The following is a 21362-nucleotide window of genomic DNA, read 5'->3' as shown; positions in this document are numbered from 1 at the left end:
AAGTTATTGTGCATCCAGTCCGTAATTTTTGCACAAAGCAGATAGTCCACCTGTGAAACCGCTGCCTACTGCCTGGAATTTCCAGTCTGCATCTGCACGGTAAAACTCACAGAACACCACTGCTGTTTCTGTAGAGTAGTCTTCTCCGAGGTCGAACCGAAGCACTTCCCGATCACTTGCAGCATCCACAACACGAACAAAAGCATTGGAGACTTGTCCAAAATTCTGCCCTCGTCCATCTCCATCGTAGATGGTTACCGTAATCCCGATCCGGTGAATGTGCGCAGGGATCTTGCTGAAGTCAACGACAACTTGCTCATCATCGCCGTCACCCTCACCCGTACGATTGTCACCGGTATGTGTCACTGAACCCGCACCGCCGCTTGGATTGTTATAAAAAACAAAGTCATCCGTACCTTTGGCTTTTCCATCTTCGTACAACAAAAAAGCCGAAGCGTCCAGATCAAAATCGACTCCACCACTATATTTGTTCGTGTCCCAGCCTAAACCAACCACCACACGGGTAAGGCCCGGATTCGTCTTAGTCAGGTCAATACGTTGTCCTTTGGCAAGACTGATCGTCATTTGTTTTTCCACCTTTCCAAGATATGTGATTAAATGAAAAGGAGAACCGTCCAGGAGACGGTTCTTCCCATCCTGTAAGTCGTTCTGTACGTCCTATTGCAAACCGTAATCGCGTGTCAATCCAACCAGTCCATCCTGGTAACCACTACCGATGGCACTGAACTTCCACTCGCCGCTATGACGATACAACTCACCAACAACTACACCTGTTTCAATGGAGAAATCTTCTCCCAGATCGAAACGAATCAGTTCTTCGTTGTTTGCTTCGTTAACAATTCGCACATAAGCACGGGAGACTTGTCCGAAGTTCTGACTACGTTCTGTAGCTTCGTAGATCGTAATGGAGAATGCAATTTTCTCTACATTGGCGGGTACGTTAGGCAGGTCGATATTGATCTGCTCATCATCACCATCGCCATCTCCTGTACGGTTGTCACCGGTGTGAACAACAGAACCATTTTCATTTTGTGGATTGTTGAAGAAGATGAAGTTTTTCTCGCCTTCTACTTTACCGTTAGCATTCGCACAGAATACCGATACATCCAGGTCAAAGTCTTTTCCGCCATCATACTTATTGGTATCCCAGCCCAAGCCTACTGTGATTTTGGTCAAACCTGGGTTCGTTTTAGTCAGATCGATTTTTTGACCTTTAGAGAGATTAATTGCCATCGTATGATCATCCTCGCTTATTTAAATGTATTGTAGTTATCGTGACATATGAATATCAGGATTATTGTCGATTTAGGTTAAATCTTGTACTTAAGAGTACCTGCGAGCGAGTTCGTTGATATGTACCGCATGGGAACCCTCTCCAATTGCCGAGAATTTCCATTCGCTTCCATGACGATACAATTCACCACAGATCAACGCGGTTGATCCTGTGTAGTTATCGGATAGATTGAACTTCACAAGCTCACTGGAATTTTTACCATCCAGAATACGAATATAAGCCTTCTCAATCATGCCAAAATCTTGCTTGCGATTGACACAATCGTAGATATTAACAACGATTAATACTTTATGAACATCAGCAGGAATACGGGACAGATCCATTTTGATCTGTTCATCGTCACCGTCTCCCTGTCCTGTTAAATTGTCACCTGAGTGGATAACCGAACCACATGCACTTTGCTTGTTGTGGAAGCAAACCAGGTTGGAGTCCTTAACCAACTTGCCTTCCTCATTCAACATGATCGCCGATGCATCACAATCGATATCCGCTTGTTTTTTTCTTCCAAAGAAACCTTTGGCAGTTACCGGGTCCCAACCGAGACCAGCAATTACCTCAGTAAGTCCTGCATTGCCTTTGGTTAAATCAATCTTCTGTCCTTTGACCAAATTAATGCTTGCCACTGATTTTCACCTCCCTTCATATGTACAATAGCTACTTAGAGATTGAATTCACCCGGGTTCAGTCCAAGTACAATGCATATCTCGGTAACAACTCTTTTCTCCTGATCATCAAAGTTGCCGTCAGCTGAACCAATCGCACTGCATACACCCACAATAACGCGTCCTACATCCGGCTTAGCTTTGAACTTCCCAATGGCTTTCAGCGCTTCCTGCTTCCCGATCTCCGGAGAGAACTCAAAGTTCGCGACATAGTGATTAAAGCGTGTAATCACTTCAGCCATATCAAATACTTTCAATTCCTGACTCAGGTTGATATAACCGGCCATCTTGTTCTTCTCGGCTTCGTCAATGGAACCATCTGCAAAAGCAACCAGTGCACAACCTGCAACCACGGCATCCATAAAATCTTTATTTTTAAACTTTTTGACTTGCTCCTCAAGTCCTTGTTTTGTTGAATTTAACCAGCTTTTAAATGAACTCATACTCAACCTCCAATAGTTTCAAACTGGTGTTCCGTACATTCTTTTCATTTTTTCAGTAACTTTCATGTCTACATCATGTTGAATATAAGTTAAATTATTCCTTAACTATACTCTGAAATACGGCAATATTCTACATTAAAAAACAATTAATACCTTATGATACGTATCGTTCTGGATATGGTTTCAAGCGGATTTCAAAAAAATGCATACAACACATAGAACCCCGACCACCGATCGTCCCGGAAGTCAGGGTTCTATGTAATACCTCAGCATATATCTATAATTCAACTCATTCAAATTCTATTCAATATTACTATTCCTTTCCGTAAATCTCCTCCCTACGTTCTTCCTCATGGTAGACAATACCTGTGTCTAAAGCCTTTTTACTACCCCAGTATTAACTACCACCGCAACACAAAAAACACTGCCGCCCGCATGGACAACAGTGTTCGTGAAGCGTAATTATTTGATCCCTTTAGCCTTCTCCATATGCTCTGACCGAATCTGAGGGTCTGTCGAATTGACCGATGATAACAGAGCGTAGATCGCCTGGATATCCTTCTCTTGAAATACGGTTTCGGGAACCTCTGTCTCAAGTCGTTCCGTCTTGCGCTGTATCGTTTCCACCAATTCATGATCGTAAATGATCAGTTCATCCGAATTCACATACCTCACAGCAGGATCAACACTGATGCGGCAACGGTTGGTGAAGGTCACCATGGAGACGAGACGTACTCTTTTGTAATCTCCGAGGTGTGCATGGATGGCTTCCACATGTGCACGATGCTGCATGAGCGGATTGTACATTTTGACCCGGCTGCTGCTGACCGACCAATTGGCCTCTCTTCTTCCGCCGCGAATCTCACCTGTGGTCAGATTTCGGGTTTCGATCACAAAGATTGCCCGAGGGCCGATCACGACATGATCAATCTGCGAATAACCGGAACGCGACTTCGGATTGGTAACGAGTAAGTCGTTCAGCACTTTATATTGACTTGGGAGACCAATCAGCTGATCTGCTGTACTAGCCTCCTCCGGCTGACGTGTCCAATCCCCTTCCGCCTTTTTCTTGCGCTTACTTCGGACCATACGCGGGGGAATGGTTGTCGTCGATGGTAATGCTGAAGCGGAGGCTGTAATTGGGTTCGCAAGCTCTGGCTGTGTCTTGAACAGAGACAGGATTTTCTTGAACATGGGCAAGCTCCGTTCTATTGTAGTGTGTGTTACGGTTGACCATTACAGATGGAATAACATCCTTTGACACATTCATTATGTAAACTTCTATTACTTATGTCGGATAAAGCGGGGTAAAAATAAAGGGAAAACGATCAAAATCTCTCCAATACGCAAAGTACATATGAACATTTAACCAATTTCGTGACTTTAGACGCATAAACAAGCCGCAAAATTGAAAAAAACAGCGCAACCTTTCCTGAATAGAAAAAGAATACGCTGCTGTTCTCTTGATGTTAAGCCTGAAGATAATAGGTGTAGAGCACCTGTGTCCCCTTCTCTTCCAGACCATTATTCGCTATTTCCTGATACAGGGATTCGGCCAGAGCCAGCCCAGGCGTTTTCATACCCATCGCTTTTGCAGACTCCAGAGCAATTCCCATGTCTTTGATAAAATGTTTCACATAGAATCCAGGCTCATAGTCGCCTGCGATCATACGCGGACCGAGATTGCTGAGCGACCAGCTTCCGGCTGCACCGGTAGCAATGCTCTTCAGCACGTTCTCCGCGTCCAGCCCAGACGTCTTGGCATAGGCGAGTGCTTCGCATACGCCCATCATGCCAGAGGCAATGGCAATCTGGTTGCACATTTTGGTATGCTGCCCGGCTCCCGCCTTGCCTTGCAGCACAATGTTGGTGCCCATCTGCTCAAACAGCGGACGCACGGCTTCAAAGGCCTCCGAGCTACCACCAACCATAATGGACAGCTTCGCGTTCTGCGCTCCGATATCACCGCCCGATACAGGTGCGTCCAATGCATGCAGTCCTTTGGCTTCCGCAGCTTCAAAGATTCGTGCAGCCAGAAGCGGACTGGATGTTGTCATATCAATCAGATATGAACCCGGTTTGGCATTGGCTACAAGTCCATCTTCACCGAGGTAGATCTCCTCCACATCCTTCGGATATCCTACCATCGTGATGATCACATCACATGCAGCAGCAAGTTTGCCTGGTGTGTCATGCCATACGGCACCCTCTTTCACCAGTGCTTCCGCTTTGGCAGCAGTTCGCGTGTACACATGTAGCGGATACCCTGCTCTCTGGATGTGCCCAGCCATACTTTTCCCCATCACGCCTGTACCAATAAAGCCAACTTTTGTCTCTCCAGGTGCCTTCGTTGAATTTGTCATCGCAGGTTTCCTCCCTATTTTCTCTATTTTTCTATGCTTCGCTCAGTGCTTGTCTTCGACATTGCTATATCTGTATGTTAAAGCTTTCTGGTTAGTCCGTCCATCTCGGTTGCAGCTTTCTGTGAAAAAATCTGAAAAAGGAATCAACTTCCTGTATGCTGTACAACCTAACGGAAACTTCCTTCATTGGAAAGGAGGATTCCCATGAGTCGTGAAAAAGGTCAAATTACCATTTGGTTGTCCTTTTCCATCCTTTTATTAAGTGCCGGACTGGTCTGCCATGTCTTGTCCATCCCAGCAATTCTTGAAGCTGGCGGCAGAGACGGATGGTTGTCTGTCGTGGCGGCTGGCCCTTTTTTCATGTTGTTTCTATGTATGATGTATATCATCATTCGGCGGGTACGTGGACAGCGATTAACAGATTGGATCACGCGAGAATTCGGTGCGGTCCCTTCCTGGATCTTCCGCATCTCCGCTTCCATTCTGCTGTTCACGCTTGGCACACATACGCTGTATGAGACAACTAACTGGACCGTGTCCACATATCTTCAATTCACGCCACCTTACGTTCTGGCTGGTGGCGGTGCACTGGTTGCAGCGTGGGCAGCAGCTAAAGGCATACGCTCCATTGCGATGACTTCCAGTCTGCTGCTGCCCTTTGTGATTTTGCTTGGTTATTTTGTAATGTCCGCCAATATGAAATACAAAGACTACAGTCTATTGTTCCCGATTATGGAGAACGGCATGGGTTCCGTGTGGCGGGGCATGATCTACTCCTTAGCCGGGCTTATGGAAATCTGGATTCTTATGTTGTTCCAACATGAAGTCAAAGGCAAAATTCGTTGGTGGTATGTTCTGATCCTCGGCGTGTTTATGCTCAGTATGGCGATAGGGCCAACGATCGGGGCCATCGTGGAATTTGGTCCAGAAGAAGCTGCCAAACAACGGAACAGTCCCTATGAGCAATGGAAACTTGTGAATATAGGCAAACTGTTGCAGCACGTTGATTTTCTGTCCATCTATCAGTGGCTTAGTGGTTCCTTCGCAAGGATTGCCATATCCATGTATCTCATCGTAGATCTGCTTAATTTCCGCAGACCGAAGAAACGATATATCGCCATTCTTACCATTACCGTCATCATGAGCTTCATGGCGATGCAATGGTGGCGCATTGATTACGTGGACTATTACGTGAATCATATTCAGTTCCCGGTCATGCTGGCCTATGTCTCAATCGTTACCGTGATATTAACCATTGCTGCATTAATCCACAAAAAAGACAAGGAGGCTCCCGAACGTGCCGATCTCATCCCAACCCAAGAATAATCGTGAAGTTGAACCGTTCCGAATGAACGAGCATAACCTGAACACCTTTTTTGCCGGATCTGATGATGTCATCATCAATAGTCATATGTTCGGAGAACCTCCGATGCAACTCCTTATGACCTATTGCAGCGGTATGGTAGACAGTGAAGCAATCTACGATATTATTCTCCCGGAACTCAAACGAACATATGAAAATACACACTTTGTCCGTACATCCGACATTGAAAAGTGCATCAGCCTGGATTGGACCCGAATGGATCTGCAAGATCCGGCATTTGGAACTGAACTGATGTCTCTCCGTGTTTTTGAAGGCCATATGTTGATCTGTATTCCTTCCCTGCAAACCATGTGGAGTATTGATATATCTAACCTCCCTACTCGGACACCGGAGGAATCGACCACCGAAGTTTCGATCCGTGGGGCAAGAGATGGGTTCATTGAACCACTTGCCGTCAATGTTGCCTTGATACGCACCCGACTGCGTACGAACCAACTGGCCTGTAATATTGAACTGATCGGTTCACGTTCTGCAACCAAAGTGGCATTGATGTATATCAAGAATATCGCCAATCCGGATCTGATTGAAGACGTCCAGGATCGGTTGCGTAAGATTGAGACTGAACGCATCTTGACCGCTAATGAACTGGAAGAATTGCTGTCCCCTTCGAAGATTACTTTGTTTCCCGTCACCCATTATACGGGCAGGCCCGACTTTGCTGCAGAATGTCTCCTGAACGGACGTTTTATCCTCATTGTTGACGGCAATCCCAGCGCCATTATTGGGCCAGTCAATCTGTTTCTTTTGCTCAAATCACCGGAAGATGCCAGCTTTCCCTTCTTAGCTGTCAACGTAGGGCGGATGCTCCGCTTTCTTGGCCTGATAATCACCGTGTTCCTGCCCGGCTTTTATATTGCGCTGACCTCATTTCATATGGATCAGGTTCCTTTCCCACTGGTTGCCACGATATCGGTAGGCCGTATGGGACTGCCAATGGAATCAGGAGTGGAGATGTTTCTCATTATGCTGCTAATGGAGCTGTTCCGAGAGGCGGGGGTACGTTTACCGAGTGCCATCGGCCAGACACTAACTGTCGTTGGCGGTTTGATCATCGGGGATTCCGCCATTCGAGCCGGCATGGTCTCTCCCCTCATGATTGTCATCATCGCAGTTACCGTCGTAGCTGGAGCAACCATTGTGAATCAGGTCATGACCAGTTCTGTGCTGATCCTGCGGTTCCTTTGTTTTGTCCTGGGAGCATCTCTCGGCATCTATGGGTTCATCCTGTCGTTGATTCTGTTCCTCATCTACCTGACCGATCTCAAATCATTTGGCATTCCGTATCTCACTCCGTTAACACCGCTTCATTTCAAACAAGCCATAGCTTCATTATTTAAATTGCCAAAAGGGTTGGGGAAACGCAAACCCGTCTATCTCGAAACCCAAGAGCCCCGCAAGAAAGGGAACGGACGATGAAGCGTTTGTTGCGGAGATGTACGCTGGGTCTGTTAAGCCTGTCGATGTGCGTGATGACGAGTGGATGCTGGAGTGCTTTTGAGATTCAACAAGTAGACTACGCCAAAGCATTTGGCATTGATTACAAAGACGGCATGTATCACCTGTATGTACAAACGCTGGATTTTGCCAGTGTCGCCAAAAGTGAAAGTTCAGCCAAAAGTGCTGATACGCCCCCTGTATGGGTCGGACATGCCGAAGGGAAAACATTGAGTCTGGCGTTAAACGAACTGTTTCGTACAGCCCAATTACACATGGCCTGGGGGCATGTGACAGCCATCGTTATGGCCGAAGGTGTGCTCACCAGCAAACACATCAAAGAAGTGTTTGATATGCTGGGACGATTTCCAGAATCCCGTTATACAACCTGGGTGTATGGAACACGAGAGCCTCTGGAGAAAATCCTGAGTGCGACGTCCATCTATAATATGTCGCCACTGGACAGCATTCTTCACAATCCGCTCCCCACGTACATGGAAGAATCGTTGTACCCACCTGTGCTTAGCTTTAAGCTCATTGCAACACATAATGATCCGGCTATCACGACGTATCTACCGAGTCTTGCATTGAACAATACCCAGTGGGCTGAGAATGAGAAAAAACATGATTTGTTTCTGGTGGAAGGGGCCTTTTTCGAGAAGACTGGCTATGACTTTGAATACTTTCCACGCAGTCAGCTTCCCGGTTACCACTGGCTAATCAAAGACATGCGGCGGGCTCCCTTACTTGTCCAGAAGGATGGAACGATCTATGGGGCACTCAGTGTAGGATTGCCAAAGATCAAAATTAAACCTGTCATTCATGGGGAAGAGGTCAAGTTCAACATTGACGCCGAATACCTCACTGCCCTGTACGAATACCTTGTGCCTACCTCTTATGAAGAGATGATTCAGATTAGTGAAGTGAAGTTGCGGGAGCAGATCATGCAGACCTATCGTCACGGCCTTGAGCGTGGCGTAGATATTTACGGTCTTCAGGAGAAGCTGTATCGCAAAAATCCAAAGCTCTGGCGTAAGTTATCCAACAATGGCAGCAAGATGATGCTTACCGAAGAATCGATCCAGGATCTGAAAATCCACCTCACCATCCCTTATACAGGGAAATATAAACGGAAAGTGTAGCAAGAACGCGAAACACCCCTTGTCCGTCAGGAACGACGGATAAGGGGTGTTTGTGTATATGGATGTCGTTCGTTTGCAGTTCGAATCATGCAGGTCTGTGACTGCGAAGTCTCCATTCCATTAACTTTCACTTCTTATAATAATGCATTACCCGCAACCGAGTAGTCAGGATTAAGGTCTGAGGAATGAGCACAAAGACAATATACATAAGTACAATTAACCATAGATGTGCGGCAAAATGTTCTGCACCAAACGATGGTTTCGGACGTTCAATCCAATACCACCAACACGGGATGGCAATAAACCATGTCAATAATGTCGAAACGAACATATCTTTTACATCGCTCCATAGAAAGCAGAACACCGCGACGAACAAAATTGGACCTGTCCAAGAATCCAATATCGGTCCCCAGCTCTGGAAGACAAAGATAATGGCAGGATACAGAAGATTAATGGTCCAGCGCCATATGTTATTAGTGTACATAATGCTTCTCACCTCATTACATAACGTTGCAATTGTAACTTCACTTCTTTGGATCATTTGCTACATTTATAACAAGAAGAAGCATGATTTTGGATATTATTGCTCATACTACCTTCAGGAAATTATTGAAGGAGTGACAGCATGAGGTTAAAAAGTATCATCGCCGTTGGAGCCGTGTTAACCTGCTCAACTCTGTTATGGGGCTGTGGCAATGGCACTGCGAACAATGCTTCCCAGCAACAGAATGACTCCGTTCGATCGGAGAGTTGGAGCGATCCCAAACGACTGGAAGCTTCCCATCTGGAGGCACTTGAGCGTATGGAGAAAGATCATATTCACCGAATGGTTTCGCTTAGCGCAAGTACAGATGGAGACAAAGTGATGACCACACTTGAACGGTCGAGCCAAAAGTTGGAGGAAATGAGACCGCTCGCCGAAATGCTCCAACATGAAGGACACCCAGCATTATTACAGCGAATTCAAGACATGTCCGGTGATATCCAAGGTTCCAAATCCGTCATTGCTGAGATGAAAAAATTGCCTCAGGACGGTAAAATTAAGATCCAGTCTGAGAACTCCGATTCCTTGCATCACATCAGCAGCTTCCGCGATTACCACCAGTATATCCAGGGACAAGTGCAATCTTTAGACGGTAAATCTACACAAATGTCCCACTAACCCTAAAGAGAGTTCTTAGAATCGTTACAGTCGGAATACGATAATCCGATGGTTAACGGTTCTTTTTATTAACTTCATAATGTATCTCTCTTCGTTACAGCTTCATTCCACCCACAACGATACCCAGATGAACATGCTAAATAACAAAACTGGTGCAAGTGCACCTGTGGCTAGTATGGTCCATAATGTCGCGGGCTTGATCTTTTGACAGTATGCATCCACCTTGCGCATCCGATCTTTGCGCCACTTGGCGAACCTGAGCTGTCTTACCATCCGACTCAGAACTTTTTGCCGTTGCTCGCCCTCTTCGAATTCATCGATCGCACGTCGCAACTCCTCGTATAATTGAGCCTCTTCCTGCCCAGCCACTGTAGGTGTAATCATCTAATCCTTCCTCCCATGGAAAATCAATACGCCTGTATTGCAGATCACTAAACTACCCAATCAGGCTACTATCTACTGAACACTATAACGACCTTCTAAGTTGGAGATTTTATTATATATGATTATATCAAAAAATCCGGCAAGCCCGAAATGAGTTAAGGACATCTGTTCATCCTTGTTGTAATTATTCACGTACAAGCTGACAGTGTGGTAGACTCACTTTAACGACCACTATCCACTTATATGAAAGGAGTAAATAGTATTCATGAAATTACTTATTGAAGAAGCACGTCCACTGTACGAAGCAGCCAACCGTTTCAAACAACAAGCAAGCTGGCAATGGCTGAGCAGCTCTCATATTTTTGGTGTCCAGGACCCGGAATCCGGACAGATCGGCTACTGCACTGTAATGGGCAACGGAGGCGAGATGTATGGAATGGCTGTCTACCTGGGTACAGAAGGACTGAATGCCTTGTTTGATCTGATGCAAGGAAACAATGTTGAAGATCCCGTTTTTACCCAAAAATGTCTGCTGTTGTCCTTTGAAAACCGGGACGAGCTATCCAGTGAGGAATACAAACAATTAAAGGCATTAGGTTTCTCTTACCGCGGACGCAATGCCTGGCCTACTTTTCATCGATATGAACCGGGATTCGTACCTGGCCCAGTTCGAGAAGCTAAAGAGCTCCGGTTCTTTGCAACCTGTGTTGAGCAGGCCATTGAAGTCGCTTCAGCCGTACAGTCTGACCCGGATCAGCTCTTTCCTTCAGATCAGCGATTATTTCTCACACGTGTGCCAGAGCTTTCATCTGATGGACAAACATTCACCTGGAGCAGTCAGTGGGTTGAACCACAGCCTATCGTTGTAGAAGAAACCGCATCTATATTCATTGATGAATTTCAACAAGCGCGTCTTCGCAAGCTGCCTTGCCCGCCAGAATCATTCTGGGAATTCGGATTATCCTATCTGCCTACATCCATTGGTGATAAGGAACGCCCCTATTTCCCACAGATTATCATCGTCACTGAGCCAGCCTCCGGCATGATTATCCACTCTGCCGTCGCAGAACAAAAACGCAGTATGCAGCAATGCGCAGAAGAATTGGTTGACCTTCTTTTGCAGCGAGGATACAGGCCTTCCCAGCTAATTCTGTCACGACCTGAATTGGCACAAGCGCTTTTGCCCTTGCTTGCCTCTATCGATATTGAAGTATACACGGCGGAGCGGCTACCTATGGTAGAGGACGTTTTACAAGAAATGAATCAGTTCTTGCATTAATCCTTGCGTTGGGTATGACAAAAAGCGGTGATTTACCTTGACTTTAGTCCGGGAAGATCACCGCTTTTTATACAAGTCATATATATACTTGCTACATCCTATTAGTTCGCGTTAGCGATCAATGTATTCAGGCATACTGCACCCTGTGCGCGCACATTAACGACAATAATCGGCGTGTCCAACATGTTGTGCATCCAGGACATATATTCTTCTACTTTTTCGTTCGGAAGGATCGTCAGAATAACCCCTGCGAATCCACCACCATGAATACGACAAGCGCCATCACCCAAGTTTTGCAGATAATTCTCGGTTAGTGCCAGCGCGATGCCAATCTCCTGTTCTTTCACAGCACCACTCTGATATACATTCTGCAGCCACTTCCATGACGAATTACCAGACGCTGTAATCAGTTTCAGGAAATCAGCAAAACGTCCATCACGCAACGCCTGTACCTGACCATCAACACGATTGTTTTCCTCCAGGAAATGAAGCGCACGCAGCACAGCACGATCCCCAGCCGCTTCACGAACCTTCTTGAGATTCGCATAGATTGCGTCAACTGTAATTCCCCGAACATACTCACTGCCAAGTGCTTGAGCAACCGCTCTCATCTCATACGGCACAGCAGCGTAATCTTCCGTCAGATCAGCGTGGTTACCACCTGTATTCACAATAACCAATGAGTAACCGTTCTGTTGGAAATCCCACTGAACAGGCTCAATTACCGGTTGTGCAGGATTTTCAAAATCAATCGAAATCAGTCCACCATATGCACAAGCCATCTGATCCAGCAGACCGGATGGTTTGTTCCAATAGTGATTCTCCGCATACTGACCGATTTTGGCCAAGGTCACAACATCCATTGCTCCATCATTATAAAAGTGATTCAAAATCGTACAGATCAGCATCTCGAATGACGCCGATGAACTGAGGCCTGATGCCGAGAATACGTTACTGGAGATGTACGCTTGGAAGCCACCTACCTTATATCCGAATTCTCCAAATCCCGCAGCCATACCGCGAATCAATGCTGTTGTGCCATCGTCTTCCGTATTTGGCGTGAGATCCATGAGATCGATTACATATTTCTTGTCGTAGCCTTCCGAATAAAAAGTAATAACCGATTCTGCCGTTGGCGCAGCCACCGCAAGTGTATCCAGCGTAATGCTGCCCGCCAGGACTTTACCATGGTTATGATCCGTATGATTGCCGCCAATCTCGCTACGTCCTGCCGCGCTGAACAACTTGCTTCCCTCTTGCGCACCAAAATACTCTTCGAACGTTGCATTCAGCTTTGTGTAACGTGCAGTCTGTTCCTGTACTTGTGATTGTCCATACATTTGGGCAAGCAACGCTTGGCCCTCCGTGGATTGGATCAGATTCAATGGTTGTGTCGTCATTCATAATCCTCCTATGGATATGCAGCTTTTATTTTTGGGCTGTTGGTGAACATGGTTGTCGCATCTGTTTCATGCCTTATTCCTCTCCCATTATCTCAGCTTCACAGCGGAAAAGGTAGGGTAGAATTGAAAGTTTGTAAGCGTTTTGTGAAGTTATTTATTGTAAAAACAGGATTGAAAACCATTTTGCAATAACTTAAATTTGGTTTAAGTGAAAACACATTATTTCCTAATTCAAAAGTTGGTATGCTTTACATCTTATTGGTGGAGGGAACGATGAAAATCAAATCGAATTATACCAAGTTATTTGGTGCATTTTCGCTTACATTCTTGGGTGATGGACTTACACTTGCTGCGGTGCCTTGGTTCATATCAACTCTCACGAGTAATACGCTGTATGCCTCTGTTACCATGACGGCACTTCGTTTACCCTGGCTACTCTTCAGTCTGCCTGTAGGTGTCCTCATCGACCGTTACTCACGCAAACATATGCTGATTGGGGCAGGCTTTACGCGAATGATGCTTCTGCTTGGACTGACTTTATGTATCTGGGGAGGGTGGGTAAGCATTCCGATTCTTGCTCTGTTCATGTTTGGTATTGGTCTTAGCCGAGTCGTATTCGACAGCACGGTGCAGACGGTGATCCCACAACTAGTAGATGAGAGTAAGTTAGAAAAAGCCAATGGGCAATTCACCGCCGGACAGTTAATCACGAGTGATATTCTTGGCGTTGCCCTGGGAGGGTTCATCATCACCCTGCATATTGTATTTCCTTTTGCCATAGACGCCGTAACGGCTGTTATTGCTCTGCTTTTTTTAAGCAGTTTGAAGGGAAACTTCTATCCAGGGGATACAGAAACAACCAAGAAGCAAGCTCGCCCGATGAAGAATTGGAAACGTGAGATGTGGGCTGGTATCCAATATGTCTATCATGATCGTTTTCTCCGTGGTCTGGCCATTCTGTCTGTCACCATTACGCTGATGTATTCGATCATCCTGGCTACTCAGATTTTCTTTGTACGAGATGTGCTTCAGTTGGATGCTTTTGCATTTGGTATCCTCATCTCCGTCGCAACCATCGGCAGCATAGTAGGAAGCCAGGCTGTTGCTTATATGCGCAAGAGATGGAGTACGAAACAATTAATTATCTCCTCCATTTTGTGCATGGGAATCATCTACGGTGTGGTGGGTCTAACTACAAATGCATATTTGGTAGGCGGACTGTACTTCTGTGCTGCATTTTTCATCATTGTCTACAATGTTACCCGTTCCTCCATCCTGCAGCGTTCCGTTCCTAATGAGATGCTTGGCAGGGTTGGAAGCGTGTTTCGCTTTCTATCCTTTGGGATCAGTGCCATCGGTACGCTTCTCGGCGGATTATTGGTGCGGGTTAGTGAAACGACATTTGATCGCGTCTTCTCGCTGCAACTCCCCTATCTCTTGTTAAGCTTGATCTATATCCTGTCTGCGGTGATATTCACAATGAAGATGAAGAATCATTCAGAGAACCAGCAGCCTAACATCAACGCTTGACTGTTACGTTAGGTCATACTTGATAATGATCTCAAGCGAATAAGAAGGAGTGATGAAGGATGAAGATTACCGCGTTGCGCTCAGATCAAATCTATGAAGAGATCATCCAGGCTGCACCCGATGAGAAATTGGAGTTATACCGCGAGCGAATGATGAGTCCATTTATGAACAAATGGAACATTCAACAGATCCCGTTTCGATCAAGCGAGCCTAATGGCTTCGACGTGATCATGATGAATAACTTGTTGAATATCGCTCCCGCAGATATCACGCCTGAGATTAACGAATCGTTAGCAGCAATCTCGTCTGAAGCATTTTGGCAACAGTGTCATGAAGCTGTTTGTACGAGTCTATCGACCTTTACAGATCACGGGATTGAGCTGTCGGTCTCCGAATATCTATTTACGATTTTATTAGGCGACAAGAATAGTCCATCACTCACGATGAACGAAGGTATTAGCGGAGATGGTGGAATCCCGGGTTATATTATTGCGAACCTGATCCCCAATAGGTATACTCTACCTCGTATGCAATCCGTGTTAGCCCATGAATGCAATCATAATGTGAGATATCAATATATTCAGTGGAGTCCACAGATTACGCTTGGCGAGATGGTGGTTAGCGAGGGGCTGGCCGAGAGCTTTGCGACATCCCTGTATGGAGAAGAGTTGCTAGGCCCCTGGGTAGCCAAAACAGATATGGAGACTTTGAACAACGTAATCAAACCGAAGATGAAAGATCAGCTGCATGTCACAGGTTTTGACCAGATTAATCCGTATCTATACGGCGATGAACTTGCCATCATGCAAAATTTCACACCTGTAGGTATGCCCTATGCGGCTGGTTATGCCTGCGGTTATCACTTAATTCAATATTATCTGAACAAAACAGGTACACCGATTACCGAAGCAACCATTACTCCGGCAAGTGTCATCCTTGCTGAAACAAAGGAATTTTGGAATGAAGACACCCTATTTCACCGTTAAAGATATTATTCAGATTACAGGCATCACCAAACGCGCATTACATTATTACGATAAAACGGATCTATTGAAACCGAGCAAAGTCGAGGACAATGGCTATCGGTATTACGATCAAGAGGCACTCGGGAATCTGCAGATGATTCTGTTGTTCAAAGAAATGAATTTCTCCTTGAAAGACATTTCAGCCATGATGCAACTTTCCAAAGGCGAACAAAAAGATATTCTAAGAGGGCATCGCAGCACACTCGTTCAACGAAAACAAAAGCTCGAAACCATCATCGACCAGTTGGACGAGTATGTGGGTGGAACGGATATCTCTCATCTCAATCTGTTTGGCAACTCTCCCATTCTGTCCATTCAAGAACAGTATGAATCTGAGGCGAAGTTCGTCTACGGAGATACCGAGAAATATCAGGAATTCGAAGCGAATGTGAGCCAGCTGTCTGCGGAAGAGCAAGAACAAGCCTACCAGCAGTTCTCGGTCAACATGGAGCAGGTATTTCGGGAGTTGGCGAAACATCAGGACCTGCCCCCTGCTTCTGGTGAGGTACAAGAGTTAGTGCGTGAATGGAAGAGTTGCTTGGAACAGTTTATGGTCTGTGATACTGAGATTTTGAGGTGTATCGCGGAGACCTATACGACGGATCGTCGCTATGCGGGTTATTTTGATCAGTTTGGTGATGAGGATTTTTTGAGGTTTTTGTATCAAGCGATTATGGTTTATGTGGGGGGGGGGGGGGAGGAAATTGATTTGGTGTGAATTGGATACCCTCCACATACAAGGTAACTTAGTAAAAAACGTATCTTCCATATGTATGGAAGATACGTTTTTCAGTGTTGTTCATGTATGTCACATGTAATAAATATTCCACTTTGTTCAGGCCACGCGTGATTACCCCCTGCTTACCGCTTTATCTCTTTGCATTTCCGTTCGTTGCTGCTGAACCTCATCCAGATATTGCGTGAATCGGGATTCATCAGAGTAGCTCAGGAACAGCCATTCCAAGGCACGTGTCATACCGATATAGAAACGGGACACCTCCTGTTCATCCACTTCATCTGTTTTTCCCGACTTGCGTGGCATCGCTTCAATGGCAATGATAAATACAGCCTTGAAATCCAACCCCTTTGCACTATCAATCGTCAATATTTTAATGCTGTCCTCTTCCCGATCGAAGTTCTTCTTGCTCTGATCATCTCTGGTCACCCAATTATACGTAAGGTTATTGTCAACCAACACATGCTCCATCTCACCAATAATATTGACCCCATTAAATTCCTGGACCCTATACAAGATGGCTATATCCTTCAGAGACAAGGATTTCTCTCGTCGTAAAGAATCAATCGACTTGGCTACAAACGCCATCTCATCCTTCGTGCTTAGACTTTGGTAGATCTTAGGCTCTGACCCTTTACGCTTCGTGAACTGAGGCGGTATAATCTCAATTCCATCTGCCGCAGTGCTGATGACTTTATGTTGCAACTTGGACTGCTCTCTATAGAAATCCCAAGCAAATTGCACAATTTGTGCCGTATTTCTGTAGTTGATGGTTAATATCTTGGAGCGTCCCCGGAAGTCTAATCCCGTATCTTGAGCCAAGCTATTTTTCCGTTTAAAAATGCTTTGAGCCCGATCCTCCACAAGCAGCAGTGACTGCGTCTCATCATTGAGACATGCGCTCACGAGCTTCAGCCAATCAGCATCAAAGTCCTGCCCTTCGTCGATCAATATCGCGTCATACTTCGGTAACTCTTGTAGTCCTTGAGAGATCTTCTCCAGTAAAACTGGCAGCTTCTTTTCGATAATCCGAAACTGCTTGCCGAGCCATGAGTGGAACGTGCTTACTTGAATGTTTGATCCAAGGACCGAAGATTTTCCATCATGGGCAAAATCAAATAAATCCTCTGGCTCTGCCAACTTCTGTACAATAGCCTGTCTCAAGTATTGGGACAAGGTTGCGCCATAACAAAGTACGAGAATCTTCCAGCTCGGATTTGCCTTCGCCAGCATCCTTGCCCGACTGACAAGCACCAGCGTTTTACCACTGCCCGCAACTCCGCGGATTAAACGATGCTTGTCTCCCACCTGCTTCGCCATTTTCTCCTGATGTAGATCCATCGTCTTAATGTTATGCAAGGATAATAACAGCTGGTCCTGATGTGGTATCACCTCTTTAAGTTCCGCACTGATTCTCACTTCAGGAAACAGATGGTAACGAATTGCTTGTATATCGTCATGGGTCAATCTATATCGATTCCGAGTTGGCACCGTGAACATGTGCAAGAGTTTCTCAATCAGGATTTCCTCAGAGAAATCTTCATCCTCTGGATCAATCTCTTCTCTGGTCAGCACAAACACCGGATCTATGACACTATACAAATCCATATGTAGAAAGTCCTTTTGCTTCAGGCGGCTGAAAACAACACCATACCCATAATTGAACTTCAAATATCCTGGCGTTCCTTCTTTGATCAAATTCTTATCCTTCTTCAATTGACCCGTTATGAGGAATGCATTATCTCTCGCTTGCTTTAGTGGACTTCGTTCGGTAGCCGTCTCACCTGCCTTAGTGTGTAAAGTCCATTCATCCCGATTTACCTGATGCAGCGTGCTTTTGGTATAATCCTTCACTTCTAGTACAAGCAATCCTAAATCTGGCCCGATAATAACAAAATCCGGTCGTCTTCCACGAATCTCAGGTTCATAGTACACAATGTAGTCTTGCGGGAGATGTTTCTTAAGCGTTTCAAATAATAACCGTTCACCAGGCATCGCTTTTTTCGGTATAACCTCTGGTACTGTATTTGCCATGCTAATCGCTCCTAATTCCTAGTTGAATATAAAGTAGTTTCTTAGAATCAATAGTTGCTTCGCCGCTTGGTTTCGTTGCAGTCCCCACTCTAAACCACATTATTTTCCAGCGCGATCTGCTTCTTCCATACGATAATTATATCTTGCTAAATCCACCTGTTGATGCTCAAATTCGGCGATCCTTCTTGTCATTACAGTCAGGAATTGATCCATTTTACTTCTCATTTCTTCTGCCGCTTGACCTTTCCAATCTCCTACACTTTCCCCTATAGACTGGACGTGGGCCTTATTCGCTTTTAATAGATTCATCAAATGAGTGATATCTTTCTCTGCTTGCATCAAATCGTGCAATTCAACCAAAATTCTTCCAGACACCTCTAATCCTCCTTGTTATCCCTCGTCAGCGATTCTGAAATCTTCCGCCTTTTTATTGATATACTCTGCGATAAGATGCGCTTCCTCTTCATACCAGCGGCTAAATTGATGCAAGTCATGTGTTAGTCTGTCCACGATCGGCTCCAAAGATCGACTTCGACTCGTTTCAACCAATCGTAAGATGGAATTAATCGCTGTAGGTAGACTTGACTGAAATTCTTGCACATATTGCTCCATCTTCTGCCCCGCGGCCTTCAAATCCTCAACAGAGAGCTGTATGGTAACACCACTTGCTGCTGCTGCATATTGCCCATACACACCCAACTTCGACCCATATTTTTGTAGAAGTTGATCAAATGCTTTTTTCATGTTGTCTTGAGCTACCAAAGATTTTAAGTAAGCATCAAAACGCAGATTCCCGTTCACAGGTTGTCCATCGGTAGTTGTGAATAACTTATTTGTGATAAATCCATGTTCATCAAACTGGAAATAGTTCAAATCATGCGTTTTCTGATTACCAAATGAATTCATAAACTTGCTTATGGGATCTTGATTCAGAAATGGGACATTAATGGGCACATAAACCACTTTATTTTCAGTCAAACCCAAAAAGCTCTTAAAAAAATTATATTCGCTGTCTTTGTCAGGGATAGATACTCGTACATAAAATCTGCTGTTGGCTTCTTCATATGTATTGTTAATAAAAAGTCCTGTTCCTACTGTTTTGCGCGCACTCATAATACCAGAGCTAACAATGTCACCAGGATGTGATATGGAATAAATCTTATCTTTATAATCACCGTTATCAATACGCTTAATGATGTCGTCGGACAACACAGGCAATATATCAGCTGGGTCATAGGTTACTGCTGATAAGTCATTTCTTGCTGCTACATACTCGGCTAATCCACCGCCCAGTGAATGCCCTGTTGTCGTGATATCCGCAGTTGGATATTCCTTCTTAACGGTTCTATACAGTTCCTCTGCCTGATAAAGTTGTGTATCCTTGTACCCCTCGTTGATCACGTTTTGGTCGTACTTGCTGGGAGCCCGTTCTACTCCGCTCTGATGTTGATTATATGTATTCTCAAGTTGCTTCGCTCTTCCCAGGACAACGTCCAGCACATCCGTTTCCAGGTCGGGAAGTTTCTCCTGAATAGGACGACCTCCAGGCTCTGTACCTCTATACCCAATGATGATTTGATTCGTGTTTTCATTATGGAATACTTCAGCGTCAAATCCGGTCTTGCTGTCGTGTAAAGTGGTTTGGGGTTTTACTATTTTCCAGCCAGGGATTTCGTCAAAAATATCATTAGCTATAATATTCGATTGATATACTTCATTTGATATAAAATGGTAGGTATATTCATTAATATAGGCCTTCATTGCACTTCTCTCCTTTGTTAATTTATTATAATATATATCATCGGAGTATTTATTTCCAATAAAGGAGGATTACGGTGTTTAAATCCGTTCGTATCGTTGTTCTAACATTTTTCCTAATCTGTCTACTTGCAGGTTGTGGAGGACTTTCTAACGTAGAAAAAAAAGAATATTATGAAAAGGCTGTACCTATTGGACAAAGATATTTCCAAACTTATTATGATGAAGAGGTCATATTCACGGATTATGATATTAACTTGCCTAATTCTTCTACCATGTTTCTTTATGGTTATGTAAAGAATGATCAAGCAATCAAGGTATCTCTATCCTTAGACATACCATCTATGAAGGTTCGCTCTGGCAAAGGTCCCGAGGACTTCATAAAAAAACGAAAGAGTGAGGATGAGGTTAATTCCCAATGAAATTTCCAATTCAACCCCTTCTACAGATCAGGATGATTCGCTTGCTTAAATTATTTCATTCAACATTCTTATTCGTAACCCTTGTACTTATTTCAACTGGCTGTGGAGGACTATCTCATAAAGAGGAACAAGCATATTTTGAAAAAGCAATTCCGATTGGACAAGAATACTTTAAGAAGTATTACGTTGTGGAAGTGGAATTCACTGATTATCAGATCCTGCTACCTATGTCATCTACAATCGTGTTAAAAGGTTATGTAAAGGACGATCCTCAAACTTCAGTATCTCTTTCGCTTTACCTCCCATCTCTGGAAATTGATTCAGAAGGTGGACCCGGTGAATTCATTCAGAAACGCAAAAGTGAAGAAGAGGTTAATTCCAAATGAAGCTCACAACTCAAACCCTTCTACAGATCAGGGTGATAAACTTGCTTAAGTTATTTCATTCAGCCTTTTTAATCTTAACCCTTGTACTTATTCCAACTGGCTGTGGGGGACTATCTCCAAAAGAGGAACAAGCATATTTTGAAAAAACAATTCCTGTTGGACAAAAGTACTTCAAAAAATATTATGATGCAGATGTAGAATTCACTGATTATCAGATCCTGCTGCCTATGTCATCTACAATTGTATTATACGGTCATGTTAAAGATGACCCATATACCTCTCTCTCTTTGTCTTTATCCCTACCCTCTCTAGAAGTTGATTCAGCTGGAGGGCCAGCAGAGTTCATTGACAAACGTAAGAGTGAGGAAGAGGTTAATTCCTAGGAAAATTGTACGTTCCACCCTACATACGAAAAACAAAAAAAGCTGCCTGAATTCAGAACAATGATATGCTCCCCTCATAGTAGACAGTAGAAAAAAACAAAACTTCTACGTCTATTC

The 21362-nt window shown here is 44.6% G+C and carries 23 protein-coding genes; 11 read left to right on the top strand and 12 right to left on the bottom strand.

Features of this window, described 5'->3' with window-relative positions; translation table 11 throughout:
- Nucleotides 1-3: 3 nt before the first annotated feature.
- The 6 genes from J7E78_RS15860 to J7E78_RS15835 form a co-directional block, all read right to left on the bottom strand.
- Nucleotides 4-585, bottom strand: coding sequence for a TerD family protein (locus J7E78_RS15860; protein ID WP_215077210.1), 582 nt, complete (start codon nt 583-585; stop codon nt 4-6).
- A 93-nt stretch (nt 586-678) separates the two neighbouring features.
- Nucleotides 679-1254, bottom strand: coding sequence for a TerD family protein (locus J7E78_RS15855; protein ID WP_076213449.1), 576 nt, complete (start codon nt 1252-1254; stop codon nt 679-681).
- Nucleotides 1255-1344: 90 nt separating this feature from the next.
- The gene (locus J7E78_RS15850) at nt 1345-1938 is read right to left on the bottom strand and encodes a TerD family protein (protein ID WP_215077209.1); all 594 of its coding nucleotides are present in this window, start codon (nt 1936-1938) and stop codon (nt 1345-1347) included.
- A gap of 35 nt (nt 1939-1973) precedes the next feature.
- Nucleotides 1974-2420, bottom strand: a complete 447-nt coding sequence (locus J7E78_RS15845; RefSeq protein WP_215077208.1) for a tellurite resistance TerB family protein — start codon at nt 2418-2420, stop codon at nt 1974-1976.
- 462 nt (nt 2421-2882) lie between these two features.
- Nucleotides 2883-3614, bottom strand: coding sequence for a nuclease-related domain-containing protein (locus tag J7E78_RS15840; protein ID WP_215077207.1), 732 nt, complete (start codon nt 3612-3614; stop codon nt 2883-2885).
- 275 nt (nt 3615-3889) lie between these two features.
- Nucleotides 3890-4783: an NAD(P)-dependent oxidoreductase gene (locus J7E78_RS15835; protein WP_215077206.1), complete on the bottom strand. Its 894-nt coding sequence runs from the start codon at nt 4781-4783 to the stop codon at nt 3890-3892.
- Between the two features lie 204 nt (nt 4784-4987).
- Here J7E78_RS15835 and J7E78_RS15830 point away from each other — a divergent pair, with 204 nt between their 5' ends.
- The 3 genes from J7E78_RS15830 to J7E78_RS15820 are packed head-to-tail and all read left to right on the top strand — an operon-like array spanning nt 4988 to nt 8743.
- Complete coding sequence (locus J7E78_RS15830; protein ID WP_215077205.1) at nt 4988-6109, top strand: endospore germination permease; 1122 nt, start codon at nt 4988-4990, stop codon at nt 6107-6109.
- The gene (locus J7E78_RS15825) at nt 6081-7583 is read left to right on the top strand and encodes a spore germination protein (RefSeq protein ID WP_311517506.1); all 1503 of its coding nucleotides are present in this window, start codon (nt 6081-6083) and stop codon (nt 7581-7583) included. Before J7E78_RS15830 ends, J7E78_RS15825 begins: the two co-directional genes overlap by 29 nt.
- Nucleotides 7580-8743 (top strand): Ger(x)C family spore germination protein, encoded by a 1164-nt coding sequence (locus J7E78_RS15820; RefSeq protein WP_215077204.1) that lies wholly within the window; start codon nt 7580-7582, stop codon nt 8741-8743. Before J7E78_RS15825 ends, J7E78_RS15820 begins: the two co-directional genes overlap by 4 nt.
- Nucleotides 8744-8870: 127 nt before the next feature.
- Here J7E78_RS15820 and J7E78_RS15815 read toward each other — a convergent pair whose 3' ends face one another.
- Nucleotides 8871-9227, bottom strand: coding sequence for a hypothetical protein (locus J7E78_RS15815; protein ID WP_215077203.1), 357 nt, complete (start codon nt 9225-9227; stop codon nt 8871-8873).
- A gap of 141 nt (nt 9228-9368) precedes the next feature.
- On the opposite strand from J7E78_RS15815, the gene J7E78_RS15810 reads away from it, so the two are divergent.
- Nucleotides 9369-9905: a hypothetical protein gene (locus J7E78_RS15810; RefSeq protein WP_215077202.1), complete on the top strand. Its 537-nt coding sequence runs from the start codon at nt 9369-9371 to the stop codon at nt 9903-9905.
- 102 nt (nt 9906-10007) lie between these two features.
- Here the strand turns inward: J7E78_RS15810 and J7E78_RS15805 are convergent, their stop codons facing one another.
- Nucleotides 10008-10289, bottom strand: coding sequence for a hypothetical protein (locus J7E78_RS15805; RefSeq protein WP_215077201.1), 282 nt, complete (start codon nt 10287-10289; stop codon nt 10008-10010).
- A gap of 265 nt (nt 10290-10554) precedes the next feature.
- Between J7E78_RS15805 and J7E78_RS15800 the strand changes: the two genes are divergently transcribed.
- Nucleotides 10555-11568 carry a DUF7309 domain-containing protein gene (locus J7E78_RS15800; RefSeq protein WP_215077200.1) on the top strand — a complete coding sequence of 338 codons (1014 nt, stop codon included), beginning with the start codon at nt 10555-10557 and terminating at the stop codon, nt 11566-11568.
- Between the two features lie 101 nt (nt 11569-11669).
- Here J7E78_RS15800 and J7E78_RS15795 read toward each other — a convergent pair whose 3' ends face one another.
- Entirely contained in the window at nt 11670-12968 is a 1299-nt protein-coding gene (locus tag J7E78_RS15795; RefSeq protein WP_215077199.1) for a galactokinase, read from the bottom strand.
- Between the two features lie 276 nt (nt 12969-13244).
- On the opposite strand from J7E78_RS15795, the gene J7E78_RS15790 reads away from it, so the two are divergent.
- From J7E78_RS15790 to J7E78_RS15780, 3 genes are read left to right on the top strand one after another with little or no spacing between them, the layout of a single operon-like run.
- Complete coding sequence (locus tag J7E78_RS15790; protein ID WP_215077198.1) at nt 13245-14501, top strand: MFS transporter; 1257 nt, start codon at nt 13245-13247, stop codon at nt 14499-14501.
- 59 nt (nt 14502-14560) lie between these two features.
- The gene (locus tag J7E78_RS15785; RefSeq protein ID WP_215077197.1) at nt 14561-15487 is read left to right on the top strand and encodes a DUF2268 domain-containing putative Zn-dependent protease; all 927 of its coding nucleotides are present in this window, start codon (nt 14561-14563) and stop codon (nt 15485-15487) included.
- Nucleotides 15462-16244, top strand: a complete 783-nt coding sequence (locus tag J7E78_RS15780; RefSeq protein ID WP_215077196.1) for a MerR family transcriptional regulator — start codon at nt 15462-15464, stop codon at nt 16242-16244. The genes J7E78_RS15785 and J7E78_RS15780 overlap by 26 nt, the downstream gene beginning before the upstream one ends.
- 132 nt (nt 16245-16376) lie before the next feature.
- On the opposite strand, the gene J7E78_RS15775 is transcribed toward J7E78_RS15780, so the two are convergent.
- The 3 genes from J7E78_RS15775 to J7E78_RS15765 form a co-directional block, all read right to left on the bottom strand.
- Nucleotides 16377-18296 (bottom strand): 3'-5' exonuclease, encoded by a 1920-nt coding sequence (locus J7E78_RS15775; RefSeq protein WP_215077195.1) that lies wholly within the window; start codon nt 18294-18296, stop codon nt 16377-16379.
- A gap of 99 nt (nt 18297-18395) precedes the next feature.
- Nucleotides 18396-18671 carry a hypothetical protein gene (locus J7E78_RS15770; RefSeq protein ID WP_215077194.1) on the bottom strand — a complete coding sequence of 92 codons (276 nt, stop codon included), beginning with the start codon at nt 18669-18671 and terminating at the stop codon, nt 18396-18398.
- A gap of 15 nt (nt 18672-18686) precedes the next feature.
- The gene (locus J7E78_RS15765) at nt 18687-20057 is read right to left on the bottom strand and encodes a lipase family protein (protein WP_215077193.1); all 1371 of its coding nucleotides are present in this window, start codon (nt 20055-20057) and stop codon (nt 18687-18689) included.
- A gap of 74 nt (nt 20058-20131) precedes the next feature.
- Between J7E78_RS15765 and J7E78_RS15760 the strand changes: the two genes are divergently transcribed.
- Genes J7E78_RS15760 through J7E78_RS15750 form a run of 3 tightly spaced genes read left to right on the top strand, consistent with a single transcriptional unit; the run spans nt 20132 to nt 21245 of the window.
- Nucleotides 20132-20476, top strand: a complete 345-nt coding sequence (locus J7E78_RS15760; RefSeq protein WP_215077192.1) for a hypothetical protein — start codon at nt 20132-20134, stop codon at nt 20474-20476.
- Nucleotides 20473-20862 (top strand): hypothetical protein, encoded by a 390-nt coding sequence (locus J7E78_RS15755; protein WP_215077191.1) that lies wholly within the window; start codon nt 20473-20475, stop codon nt 20860-20862. Before J7E78_RS15760 ends, J7E78_RS15755 begins: the two co-directional genes overlap by 4 nt.
- Nucleotides 20859-21245, top strand: a complete 387-nt coding sequence (locus tag J7E78_RS15750) for a hypothetical protein (protein ID WP_215077190.1) — start codon at nt 20859-20861, stop codon at nt 21243-21245. The genes J7E78_RS15755 and J7E78_RS15750 overlap by 4 nt, the downstream gene beginning before the upstream one ends.
- Nucleotides 21246-21362 lie beyond the last annotated feature (117 nt).

Origin of the sequence: Paenibacillus polymyxa (assembly GCF_018614975.1) — a bacterium.
GTDB lineage: Bacteria > Bacillota > Bacilli > Paenibacillales > Paenibacillaceae > Paenibacillus > Paenibacillus polymyxa_E.
Note: the sequence above shows the minus strand (reverse complement) of the source record. Positions and strands in the feature narration are given on the sequence as shown.